The following is a 12,540-nucleotide window of genomic DNA, read 5'->3' as shown; positions in this document are numbered from 1 at the left end:
CGGTGACGGGCTCGAAAAACGGAACGGCGCTGATGGGCGCAGATGGGCTCGCCTCGGTCCGTGCCGGTCAGATGCCGGAACCGGAAGCTATCCTGCTGGTGTTGCCCGGCGGCTAGAGGCCGGCGTCAGCCCGGAGCATTTCGATGCGTTCGCACGAAACAATTTCGACGCCATCGCGAAGGGCACGAACAGACTGCGACAGAGCTACGAGATCGTCACTCCCGATCTCGTAGCTCGCCGAATAGCGTGCCTCGACGTAAGCGCGTTTCAGAAGTTCGAAGCGGCGGCGGTCGATCCGGGTAGCACGCGGCCAAGCCTCGATCAGGCGGGGTTCGCTGTCTTCGGCAAGTGATCGCAGGAATTTGATGTTGTGCGAGCGGGGAAAATAGAGGGTTCGGACCAGCAGGAAGCAGATATAGGCGCGCTCCGTTGCTTGGTGAAGCGTGAAAGCCGCATCTTTGTTGTGGCCCTTGCTGAGGTAAAACGCAGCACCTTCAAGCGCGGTATCGATCTTGCTCAGCCAATCGGAAAAATAAGCACTGGTCATTTCGTACGCGTCAGCCGCCGTCAGAGGTTTAGGCGTGGCAAGCGCACTGCCGGGGAGTTCATAGAGAACGATCCCGTCACGGGCGATATCGACCCAAAAGTATTCTCCCCGGCTCAGTGCCTGGTTCACCTCCTCCAGCGTGTGGACGATGATGTTCACCGGCCGCGCGATGGCGGTATCACGCAGGATCTTGTCCTCCGCGACATACCAATAGTCGGCAATATCGGTGAGGTCCGGATGGCTGACGATAATCAACAGGTCGTAGTCGGACTGGTAGCCGTTCTCCGGTTCATCGACCCAATCGTCCCGCGCGTAGCTGCCGAACAGGATAATCTTGAGGATGCGCCCGTTCTTCTTCCACGGCTGGTTCGCACGCGCGGTCGCCTCGGCGAACTCACCCATCAAAGTTTGCTTCACCCGATCCAGCTCGCCTTGCTGGACCGAGGGCAGATGATCAACGTCAGCGCGCACGGCGGCGATTCTCGCGAGAGACCAGGCACATGGCAAGCCTTGACCGCGCGCGCAGGCGCGACGATGGCTCCGCCTCACGCACGCGCGCGGCCTTGTACATATCGAACCCGCCTGCGCATCGCCCGTAACCCCCTTATTTAAGCCCGCTTGCCTTGGCGGACCGACAAATTAACTGAATCGCCGCTCGCTTAAATAACGTGCTCGATTCCTCGCTCGAAATGACAGTCTGGCGCCCAGCTTCGGTCATTGCGCCGCCAATGCCCTGGCGAGCGCAGCCGCTTCATCGCGCAAGCGATTTGCGCCATCCGCTGCCAGCAACCGCTCGACTTCGGTAGGATCGCCGAGGAACCGGAACCCGTCGATCACCGCGCGCTTCAGCGCGTTAATGTCGGGGGCCTGGTCCCTGCGCAACAGGTTGCGCAGATCGTCGACATCATAGTCGCCATGCTCGATGCGATCGCAAAGGCGCGCATAGTCAAGGCCCTCGCCGCCGCCGTTCCAGAGCTTCAGCGTCGCCAGCCCGCGGATGCGCTCGCGGGCGAGCGGCCGCTTGGCAATCTCGGCAAGATCATGGAGATCGCGGATCTTGGATCGCTGGCTTGCGGCGCGGATTTTTTCGGCAATGATTTCCTCCATCGCGAGGCTTGGAATCGCGGCCGGCGCGAACGGAAGCAGACGAAAATAATCCTGCTCGAGCTGGGGAAGGTCGACGATCGGGAGGATTGGCGTCTCGCGCGTGCTGATCTGGAGCTTGATCTTGACGCCGCGCGCATTGTCGGCGTGCGCGCAGACCGGGTTGGCCGCGCAGCCCTCCTCCGTCAGATACCAGTCCTTGTCGCGGTCGAACCGGAAGTCGAGGCCGTGGTAAGGCTGGTCGAGCGCACCGAGCATCATCAGCATGAGATCGTCCAGCGGCAGGTCGGTGCGCTGCGTGAAATCGAGATCGGTCGAGAGCCGGCCGCGCGGACCGAACACCATCTTGCGCAGCATGGTCCCGCCCTTGAAGGCAAGATGCTGGGTCAATCCGTGCTCGTGGAAGAGTTGCAGCAGCAGGGTCAGGATGATGTCGATCTCGACCTTCGAGATATCGCGCGCGCCGGTCCGACCGGCGACCTGACGGAGTTGTTGGGTGCTCAGCATCAGTGTGACCGGATGCGCTTGGGGACATCGGCGAGCAGTTCCGATTGCGGCACATGGACGAACAGGCCCCAGTCGGAGACATAGCCGACATCGCCATCGCCACGGTCCTTGCGCCCAAGCGTCGTGCGCGCGGTTGGACGGATATGACGGCGCAGTTCGCCGCGCTGCTCGGCCGTGACTGGCCAGCCCACCAGGTCCATCAGATATCCCAGTCGCTGCAGCAGCGCGCTCGATTTCATCGCCAGTGCGGCGGTGATAACCTCCGCCGCTTCGACCTCGCTCGACGCGCCGAACAGGATACGCGCAAGCTCGCTGGGGCCGCCGCAGAGTTCCGGCCGATCGACGCAATCGGCGACGGTCTTTGCCGGGTCGGACAGCGTGACGTTGCGATCGTACAGCGTGTAGCGCTGGAACCCGAAAAACTTGCGCGGCGTGACCATCACGAACCGGACCTCGCTACCCTCGAGAATGCGAGACGCAACCTGTCGGGTCGTCGCGACGGTCACGGTCGTTGGTCTTTGCGTGGTAAAGCCATGAAAGGAGGCAGCCGACCACCAACCGACGTAGGAGGGCTCGATTACCGCAGAAGCGAGGGCGAGGACATTATTCTCGCCAAGGGGTTCGGGACCATGCTCAGGTGGAAGGAGCAGATATCGACCTGGGATGAGCCGCGTGATCCAGCCTTTGCGTAACAGGCCCTGGATCACACTGCGGGCCGTCGTCTCCGAACCCAGGCGCTGGATGATCTCTGATGCAGTGACGATCTCCTGCCCTTCCTCGCGCAGTGCGAGGACCAGCTTCGCCTCTTGAGGCCCCAAGGTGCGCAGATTGGTTTTCATAGCGCGTTGCGCGTATTGCCCTCAAATCAGCATAGGAATCACAAGATTGATTTCTATAGAATGTCGCGCGTGACACCGTCAATGCTCTATAGAAATCAATCATCCCTCGTTCGAACGAGATCGCTTTCGAAATCGCCGCTTCCGGAACGCACCCATGCAATGACCTCGGCGGCTGTCTCGGCGAGGCCGAAAGCCCGGAGACCGCATTCCCAGACGACGGCGATTCGCCATCCTTGCTTACGCAGTGCGTCCATCGCCTGCCGGTCTCGCTCCATGTTTCGTTCGAACTTCGAAGTCCAGAACTCGGCATTCGATGCTGGCGTACTGCACCAATGACAGCCAGCATGACGATGCCAGAAACAGCCATGAACGAAAACGACCGCCCGTCGTGACGGCAGCACGATATCCGGTTTGCCCGGGAGGCTTGCCGCGTGCAACCTGTAGCGAAGGCCGGCGCGATGCAGCGCTCCGCGAAGGGCGATCTCAGGCTTCGTGTCCTTGGCTTGAATGCCGGACATCATGCGAGAGCGGGTAGCTTTATCAACTACATCCGCCACGGATCGGCCCCTGTCATTTCGACGCAGAGATGGTAATCATGAGCCCTTTGCCTACGAGTTCGAAAGCGCGTGATTCTTGTCAACATATTCGGTCGTCGATATTTTTGCAGGTCCGGGGGGACTGGCCGAGGGATTTTCCAGCGTTCCCGGTGCCGATGGCGGGCGCGCCTTCAAGATTGCACTGTCGATCGAGAAGGAGACCGCAGCGCATTCGACCCTCCGCCTGCGCAGCTTCCTCCGCCAGTTCGACGGCGCGCCGCCTGACAGCTACTACAGTCTGATCAACGACGGTGGGGTTGAACCCAACTGGTCCGAACTGCATCCGGATGAATGGAAGGTAGCCGAGGAAGAGGCCTGGCAGCTGGAACTGGGCAAGGAAGATCCGGAAAAGCGCCTAAACGTTCGGCTCGACGCCATCCGCGCTGAAAGCGACGGCAAGGTCATCCTTATCGGCGGTCCGCCCTGCCAAGCCTATTCCCTCGTCGGCCGCGCCCGCAATTCGGGCAAGGAAGGATACGTCGCAAGCAAGGACGAAAAACACTTCCTGTACCAGGAGTATATCCGCATCCTTGACCGCCTCCGGCCGGCGGCTTTCGTCATGGAAAACGTCAAGGGCATGCTCTCCTCGTCGGTGGACGGTGAAAATCGAATCTTTGACCAAGTGCTTCGCGATCTGCGCGGCGATCGCCCCGATGGGGAAGCCTACCGTCTAATTGCGCTCGATCCGCGCAGCCGGCGGCAACTCGATTTCGGCAGATTCGAACCCCGTGCGTCGGATTTCATCGTTCGCGCCGAGGATTTTGGCGTTCCGCAGGCTCGCCACCGAGTTATCGTTGTCGGACTACGATCCGATCTGGCCGCCGATCTGCCAGATTCCGCTCTCGCGGACCTGATGATCCGCCATAGTTTGACTGCTACCGTCGGCAACGTGCTGACGGGGATGCCGATGTTGCGCAGCGGTCTCAGCCGTGGCGTGGATAGCCCGGAAGAATGGAAGAAGATCGTCAGCGTCGCGATGGCATTCGTTGCCGACATGGACACCGGCCTTTCGAACGATCTGCACACGGCCTTCGCCAAGAGAGCCAGCCAGTGTCATTCCTCCTTCGAAAGACTGAACTCTATACCCGGCCGCGAGGCCCGGGGCGTCGGCATTTCTCCGGATTGTCCTGCTGACCTTCGCGACTGGCTGGTAGATCCTCGGCTTGAGACGCTGCCCAATCACGTCACCCGCGGCCATATGGCAAGCGATCTGGCACGCTACTTCTTCGCCGCCGTCTTCGCGGAAGTTGTCGGCCGCTCGCCGAAGGCATCAGACTTTCCGGAGGAACTGGCGCCCGAGCATGAGAACTGGAACTCCGGCAAGTTTGCCGATCGCTTCAGGGTCCAGCTTTCCGGCGGACCATCTACGACCGTCACAAGTCACATTTCGAAGGATGGACATTATTTCATCCACCCAGATCCGATGCAATGCCGGAGTCTCTCCGTAAGAGAAGCGGCGCGGCTTCAGACCTTCCCAGACAACTACCTGTTCAAGGGCAACCGAACGGAGCAGTACGTGCAGGTCGGCAACGCCGTCCCCCCACTTCTCGCGCGCTGGATCGGCGAGGCGCTGTTCGCGATCCTGACTGCGGAGCGAACGGAACGGGAGGCTCCGGCCGTTGAGGCAAGGCTGTCGCATGTCGGCTGAGTACGACATCGCCAATCCAGGGGCAGGCGAACTGTTCGAATCGCTGCGCGCATTCGGCTACGATCTGCCAACCGCGCTGGCCGACATCGTCGATAACAGCATTTCCGCGAAGGCGCGGAACATCTGGATCGACATGTTCTGGGCCGGACGGGAGTCTCGCATCACCATTCGCGATGACGGCGAGGGGATGGGCGAAGACGAACTCCGACAGGCAATGCGTCCCGGCAGCCTCAGCCCTCTCGAAAGCCGGGCAGCCAGCGATCTTGGCAGGTTCGGCCTCGGAATGAAGACTGCCTCGATCTCTCAATGCCGTTGCCTCACCGTCATGTCGAAAACCGTCGGTTCGCCACTTGCCGTCCGCCGCTGGGACCTCGACTACATCGCCTCCGTAGGGAACGGGGAATGGCGGCTGCTAAAGGGTGATGGGCTTCTGAGGGATGAAGAGCGGTCTCTTCTCGCCGAGCAGAAGCAGGGTACGGTCCTATTCTGGGATCGGCTCGACCAGCTCGTTGGAGACGTTTCATCAGACGACGAGGTGGCACAGAAGCATTTCCGCGAACGTGCCGATGCGGTGAAGCAGCACTTGGCGATGGTGTTTCATCGCTTCTTGCGCGGACGAGGTGCCATCACGTTACACCTGAACGGGAGACCCATCGAACCATGGGATCCCTTCCTAGAGGACAGCGACAAGGTCGACCCGATGGCCGCAGAATCCCACGTCGTTGATGGTCAATCTGCTGAAATCAAGGCGTTCATCCTGCCGCATCACAGCAGGATTTCGGCTGAGGTTCATGCGGCGGCGGCAGGGCCGAAGGGATGGAACGCACACCAGGGATTTTACATCTACCGCAACAAGCGGTTGCTCGTGGCGGGCGACTGGTTGGGTCTCGGCATGCAGAAGGAAGAGCATTTCAAGCTCGCGCGCATCCGGATTGACCTTCCCAACTCGGCGGACCTGCTTTGGCAGATCGATGTCAAGAAATCGCGCGCCAGGCCGCCCGCGGCACTGCGCAAGGACCTGCAGCGCATCGCGCGAACTGCCCGCTCCCGAGCCTCCAGCATCTACCGACATCGGGGCAAGGTCATTCAACGACAGCTGGGCAGCAGCGACGTATTCCTGTGGTCTCACCTCACGAAGCGAGGAAAGAACTTTTACAAGATCAATCGCGATCACCCGCTGGTGCGCAAGGTGCTGGAAACGGCTGGCGACAAGGCACCCGTGCGCGCCCTGCTCAACTTGGTGGAGCAGACCATCCCCGCTCCGCTGATCGTGATCAACAATGCGGAGACGCCTGACGCGCTTGGTCAGCCGTTCGAAGATTCGCCGGCCGAACTGCTCAAGGCGATGGAAGAGGTCTTCTCTGCGCTGATCGAAGACGGACGAGAAAAAGCCGAAGCTGCCCGAGCACTTGTGATGATGGAGCCGTTCAATCAGTTTCCCGAGCTGGTGGCATCCTTTCTCGAGAAAGCTGGGCGAATGAAGACGGACTAGGAAGGACTGGGGGGCATGGCTGGAGGACCAAACGAGGCAACATTCGCTGCGGCATATGCGGTTGCGAATGGTCTGCTGATGATGGAGCCGCGGATCACGCAGGAGGCATTGGAGCGTGCGGTCGCCGCGGTGACGGCGATGCCCACTTTTCCGGGCCTCGACGGCGAGCGTCTGCGGCGAGAACTCGAAACCGCGAACAACGTGCATGTCGGCGGCTATTCGGTCATCGACGATCGCGACTTCAAGGCTTGGATAGCGGCTGCGCGTGAGACGCGCACCTTTGCGTTCTGGGATCGCTACAGGAAATATCTGGAAATCCGGAAGCGGATGCCGCGCGACGTAGTGGATCAGCTCGACGGACTGACCGACGACATCCTCGATCGCCTGAGGGATCCGACGACCGAGGGTGACTGGGATCGGCGCGGTCTCGTGGTTGGTGACGTTCAGTCGGGCAAGACCGGCAACTACACCGGTCTGATCTGCAAGGCCGTCGATGCCGGCTTTCCGCTGGTGATCGTGCTGGCCGGCACACTCAACAGCCTACGCAGCCAGACGCAGCTCAGGCTGGACGAAGGGTTTTTCGGATTCGATACGCGACTCAACCTTCGTGCCGATCAGGAAAATCTGAAGATCGGGGCCGGCGCACTGCCGGGCGTACCGTTTCTGGTTGCTCACTCGCTCACCAGCGGCGCGGAAAATGGTGACTTCAAGCTTGGCACAGCTCAGAGCACGAAGCTCATCCCCGGTGGCCGCGACCCCGTGCTACTGGTCGTCAAGAAGCGGGTCAGCATCCTCAAGAACCTCATCAAGTGGGTGCTTTCGGTACGTGGGGAGAATGACGACTCGGTCCCCGGCGGGCGGATCATCCGCGGCGTGCCGCTGCTGCTGATCGACGACGAAGCAGATTATGCCTCTGCCAACACCAAGGAATACCGCGACGAAGACGGCAACATCGACGAGGACGCGGATCCGACCAACACCAACAAGTATATCCGCCAGCTGCTCACCTCGTTCGAGAAGAGTGCTTACGTCGGCTATACGGCTACGCCCTTTGCCAATGTGTTCATGCATCACGAAGCGTGGTCGAAGGAGTATGGCGAGGATCTCTTCCCACGCAGCTTCATCATCAACATACCGGCTCCGAGCAATTATCTTGGTGCCGAGAAGGTGTTCGGTCTCAAGCGGCCAGGTTCCGACGGGGAGAGCATGGGCCTGCCAATCATCAGGCCGGTGACAGATGCTGAGACAATTTTTCCACCCAAGCACAACAAGGACCTCAAGGTCACCGAGCTACCGGCAAGCCTCCATCAATCCATCCTGGCCTTCATTCTCGCATGCGCAGCGCGACGCGCGCGGGGTGACGTCGAGGTAGACAATTCGATGCTTGTCCACGTCACGCGCCTTACCGCCGTGCAGACCCAAGTGACGAGGCTCGTCGAGGAAGAACTCACAGATATCAGACGGCAGCTGGAGCACCGAGGGACTGGTGGCAAGGCACTGGCAGATCTCAAGCAGCTCTGGCGCAGCGATTTCGAGGCCCATGCCCAGCGCTTCCGGGAACTTCTCCCCGACCACGACCTGCCCGAGGTTGGTTGGGCCGCAGTAGAAGCGGAGCTGTTCAACGCCGCGAAGCGCATCACCGTGCGTGAGATAAACGGTTCGGCAAAGGACGCTCTCGATTATGCGGAGCATCCGCAGGGGCTGTCGGTCATTGCGATCGGTGGCGACAAGCTATCGCGCGGACTGACGTTGGAGGGACTGTCGGTCAGCTATTTCGTACGAACGTCGAAGATGTACGACACGCTCATGCAGATGGGCCGCTGGTTCGGATATCGGCCCCGTTATGCTGACCTTTGTCGGCTCTACACGTCGCCCGAGCTTGTCGACTGGTACCGCCACATTGCGACCGCGACTGCCGAGCTACGCGAGGAATTCGATCTCATGTTCGTCAACGGCGAAACGCCGCTGCAGTTCGGCAACAGGGTTCGCACGCATCCCGACGGCATGCTCATCACCGCGGCCAACAAGATGCGCTCCGTGCAAACTGTTCGCGCCGGCTTTTCCGGCACGATTTCGGAAACGGTTTCCTTCGATCTGCCGAGCGCGGCCCGCAATCACGATACCTTCGTAGAGTTTCTCTCGGCGCTCCCACGACAGGATCCTGTGAAAGACCGCTACATCTGGAAGGACGTGGAAGGCGCTAAGATCGCCATGCTGATGGCCAAGGTGGAGACGTCCAGGGAATCATGGAAGGCAAACTCGCGCGCGATCGCCGATTATATCGCAGATCGCGTCGCGAATGGCGCGTTACGACGCTGGACGGTCGTGCTGCTTGCTGGCGGTCGCGGCGGCCAGTCGATGCCGATTGGACCATACCACGTCCCGCTGACAGAACGCGAAAACCGCTCGATTGGCCAACCTGGCAAATACACGATAGGGCGGCTGGTGAGCCCGGCCGACGAAGTGCTCGATCTCGACCGCGGTCAGATCGACGCCGCCTACGCGGACACGCTCCGTGCGTGGGATCTCAAGAAGCCGCCGAAACGCGATCAGCCGAAATCGGCAAGCGGTCCCTTCATCAGACGCCAGCGCGATCCAGATCACGGGCTTTTGCTGGTCTATCCAATCGCGGCGGGTATCGAAAACGTCGCCCTGATGGGGTTTGCGGTGAGCTTTCCTTGGGACAAGGATGCACCGGAAGTCGACTACGCCGAAAACAGCGTTAAGCAGCTCGAGGATCTGTTCGAGTGACGCCGCAGCAGCTCGCCTCCCTCTGGCAGGATCTTGGTGGTGCTGCCCGGAGTGCGTCGGGGATGAACCGACGACGGCTCGATGCGGACGCCGCGGTCGATGTTTACGCATGCGTGTTCTGGCCGCGTGGACGCCCTGGCCTTCTAGTCGAGGGCGCAGTGCAAGTGGCTGGGCTGGCCGACCGAACTCCGCGATGTCGCGGTGTGCGGGTCATGCACGACGTGATCGCTGCCGACGGCCGACCCGATCGCACCGTGCTGGTGGTGATGCTTGATGATGATCGCCTTCGGGAAATCTTCGCCGTTCTGTCAGCGGACCTCGTCAATGCCGTGACTGCGGAGCTGACGGTCTCGGAAGGGCTGCGTCGATGTATCGACCGGCTATGCATGTGGCAGGGACTGTTCGAACGTATCGCGCCCGAAGGCCTTTCACCCGAACGTCAGCGTGGCCTCCTCGGAGAATTGTTGGCGCTCGAAGGTCTCTTTCTCGCCGCGATCGAGCCCCTCCGGGCGGTGAGTTCCTGGTTCGGCTCCGATAGTGCGCACCAGGATTTCGTTCATATGGGCGTTGCCGTCGAAGTGAAGACAACACTGGCGAAGCGACATGCGCGGATCATGATCGCCAACGAGAAGCAACTCGACGAACGACCTTACTCGCGGCTGATTCTCGCGGTGATCAAGCTGGATGAACGCGCTGAAAATGGGGTTACGCTGCCACAGCAGATTGCGCGGATAAGAACCGCTCTTCTTACGGATCCGCTGGCGGCGAAGACTTTCGACGATCGTCTGTTGCTTGCCGACTATCTCGATGTCCATTCGCCGCTCTACGAAACGCGCTATCATGCGCAGACACCGTTGCTCTTTTCCGTCGAGGGCAACTTTCCGCGCCTGACCGAGGCCAATCTGCCTGCCGGCGTCGGGGACATACGCTATTCCATCATCGCCGATGATCTGAACGCCTATGCGCTGGAACCTGCCGAGGTCACCGCGCTGATCGAGGGACAGGCATGAGCGAGAACGAGGAACTCCAAGCCTATGCCCGCAACATCCAGCAGGATGTCATTGCGCGCGCCGACGCGGCGGAGGACGGCGCGCTTCGTGCCGAAGCCTTCACCGAACTGATGATCGAGTGTCTCGCCGAAGCGTCCGAGATCGACGACGGCACGCCCTGCGACTTCGAAGGGCGGGGCATGCGATGCAGCGGCTACTATGTGTCCGAGGACAATGATCGGCTCGACCTGTTCCTTTCGCTGCCCCGCCTTGACGGAATGGCAGCCAGTGTTCCGAAGAGCGAGATCGACACCGCGTTCAAGCGCCTGTCGACCTTTCTGGCGAAGGCCCTCGCGGGACTTCACAAGGGGATGGAAGAGGCCCTTGATCGGTACGACATGTGCCGGTCGATATGGGACGCCCGCAACGACCTGAGCCATGTCCGCCTGTTCGTCATCACCGACGGTCTCGCAACCATAGACCGCATCGAGAACGAGATGGTCGGAGGCATCGAGGTTTCCAGTCACCTCTGGGATCTCAAGCGTCTTCAGCGGGCGGATTCTTCTGGATCGAGCCGTGAGCCGATACGCATAGACTTTGCGAAGGTCTCTGCCCGACCGATCCGATGCATTGTGTCCAGCCCCCCTGACAGCGGCTACCGCTGCCTGCTGACCATGCTGCCCGGCGATCTTCTCGTCGAACTGTACCGGCAATTTGGACCACGTCTTCTTGAGCGCAACGTGCGCAGCTTCCTTCAGCTGAAGGGAAAGGTGAACCAGGGCATCCGCAAGACGATCATCGACGAGCCGCAGATGTTTCTGGCGTTCAACAATGGTCTTTCGGTGACGGCAGCCGGGCTGACCATCCGCGACAACGGAGATGGGACAGCCGACCTTCTCGCCGCCGACGACTTTCAGATCGTCAATGGCGGTCAGACGACCGGATCGATCTTCCGCGCGTCCCGAAAGGACAAGGCCGATGCAAGCCGGCTGCAGGTGCCGGTCAAGATCACCGAAATCCTGTCGGATGGCGACATTGAGGACATCGCTCCAAGAATTTCACAGTCGGCGAACAATCAGAACAAGGTCAACATGGCCGACTTCTCGTCGAACCATCCTTTCCATCGGGCCATGCAGGCTCTGTCGCGCTCGGTCTGGGCGCCTGCAGCCGCCGGCGCCCAGAGACAGACCCGGTGGTTCTTCGAGCGCGCGCGGGGGCAGTATCACGACGCGCTCGCGCAGAACCGAACCCCGACCGAACGCAAGGCCTGGGAGGCTATCCATCCTCGCCGCCAGTTGGTGACCAAGACCGATCTCGCGAAATATGAGCAGAGCTGGTCGCAACTCCCGCAGATTGTCAGCCGCCACGGCCAGAAATGCTATCTCGATTTCATGGACCGTCTGGAGAAGCGCGGCAGCTTCATACCTGACGAGGCCTATTTCCGCCATGCCATGGCGCGCGCGATTCTCTTCAAGCAGACGGAACGCATCGTCTCGCGCCACAAGTTCGGTGGCTATCGAGCCAACGTCGTCACCTATGCGATAGCTTGGCTGTCGCATCATACCGCGAAGCGCATCGACTTCGACTCGATCTGGTCGGCACAGGACATCTCGCCTGCGCTTGCGGCGTTCCTCGAAATTCTGACGATCCATGCCCATGACCACGTGGCGACCCCTCCCGGCGGACAGAACGTGACGGAATGGTGCAAGAAGGATGCATGCTGGGAAGGATTCAGGGACTTTGCGCTTGCGATCCCCGCGGCGCTCGAAGCGGAACTGGTGACCCGCGAACGGGTAAATGGATCGGCATCTGCACACGCGCTGGAGGAACATGCCAGCGCCGACGAGGCTGAACTTATCGCTCGCGTAAGTGCCGTTTCCGCCGAGACCTGGTTCGGTCTGTCGGCCTGGGCCAAGGATACACAGACATTGCAGTCATGGCAGCGTGGTCTCTCCTTCAGTCTGGGAAAGCTCGCGCGTGCGGGCCGCGCGCCGACGCGTCGTCAGGCCGTGCAGGGCGAAGCGATCATCATCGAGGCACGCTCGCTCGGCTTCAAGGGTTAGTCTG

General features: G+C 60.8%; 9 protein-coding genes. 5 read left to right on the top strand and 4 right to left on the bottom strand.

The window, feature by feature from the left end; genetic code table 11:
- Positions 1-112: 112 nt before the first annotated feature.
- From BSL82_RS00120 to BSL82_RS00105, 4 genes are all read right to left on the bottom strand, one after another.
- The gene (locus BSL82_RS00120) at positions 113-1,018 is read right to left on the bottom strand and encodes a HEPN domain-containing protein (protein ID WP_072595476.1); all 906 of its coding nucleotides are present in this window, start codon (positions 1,016-1,018) and stop codon (positions 113-115) included.
- A gap of 243 nt (positions 1,019-1,261) precedes the next feature.
- Positions 1,262-2,158 carry a nucleotidyl transferase AbiEii/AbiGii toxin family protein gene (locus BSL82_RS00115; RefSeq protein ID WP_072595475.1) on the bottom strand — a complete coding sequence of 299 codons (897 nt, stop codon included), beginning with the start codon at positions 2,156-2,158 and terminating at the stop codon, positions 1,262-1,264.
- Entirely contained in the window at positions 2,158-2,997 is an 840-nt protein-coding gene (locus BSL82_RS00110) for a type IV toxin-antitoxin system AbiEi family antitoxin domain-containing protein (RefSeq protein ID WP_072595474.1), read from the bottom strand. The genes BSL82_RS00115 and BSL82_RS00110 overlap by 1 nt, the downstream gene beginning before the upstream one ends.
- 95 nt (positions 2,998-3,092) lie before the next feature.
- Entirely contained in the window at positions 3,093-3,554 is a 462-nt protein-coding gene (locus BSL82_RS00105) for a very short patch repair endonuclease (RefSeq protein WP_072595473.1), read from the bottom strand.
- Between the two features lie 76 nt (positions 3,555-3,630).
- Here BSL82_RS00105 and BSL82_RS00100 point away from each other — a divergent pair, with 76 nt between their 5' ends.
- The 5 genes from BSL82_RS00100 to BSL82_RS00080 are packed head-to-tail and all read left to right on the top strand — an operon-like array spanning position 3,631 to position 12,536.
- Complete coding sequence (locus BSL82_RS00100; protein WP_072595472.1) at positions 3,631-5,241, top strand: DNA cytosine methyltransferase; 1,611 nt, start codon at positions 3,631-3,633, stop codon at positions 5,239-5,241.
- Positions 5,231-6,733 carry an ATP-binding protein gene (locus tag BSL82_RS00095; RefSeq protein WP_072595471.1) on the top strand — a complete coding sequence of 501 codons (1,503 nt, stop codon included), beginning with the start codon at positions 5,231-5,233 and terminating at the stop codon, positions 6,731-6,733. Before BSL82_RS00100 ends, BSL82_RS00095 begins: the two co-directional genes overlap by 11 nt.
- Positions 6,734-6,748: 15 nt before the next feature.
- Positions 6,749-9,484, top strand: coding sequence for a Z1 domain-containing protein (locus BSL82_RS00090; protein ID WP_072595470.1), 2,736 nt, complete (start codon positions 6,749-6,751; stop codon positions 9,482-9,484).
- Positions 9,481-10,494 (top strand): PD-(D/E)XK motif protein, encoded by a 1,014-nt coding sequence (locus BSL82_RS00085; protein ID WP_072595469.1) that lies wholly within the window; start codon positions 9,481-9,483, stop codon positions 10,492-10,494. Before BSL82_RS00090 ends, BSL82_RS00085 begins: the two co-directional genes overlap by 4 nt.
- A complete protein-coding gene (locus BSL82_RS00080; RefSeq protein ID WP_072595468.1) occupies positions 10,491-12,536 on the top strand; it encodes an AIPR family protein in 2,046 nt (681 codons plus the stop codon). The genes BSL82_RS00085 and BSL82_RS00080 overlap by 4 nt, the downstream gene beginning before the upstream one ends.
- The last annotated feature ends 4 nt before the right edge of the window (positions 12,537-12,540 follow it).

The organism is Tardibacter chloracetimidivorans (assembly GCF_001890385.1).
GTDB classification, from domain to species: Bacteria; Pseudomonadota; Alphaproteobacteria; order Sphingomonadales; family Sphingomonadaceae; genus Tardibacter; species Tardibacter chloracetimidivorans.
Note: the sequence above shows the minus strand (reverse complement) of the source record. Positions and strands in the feature narration are given on the sequence as shown.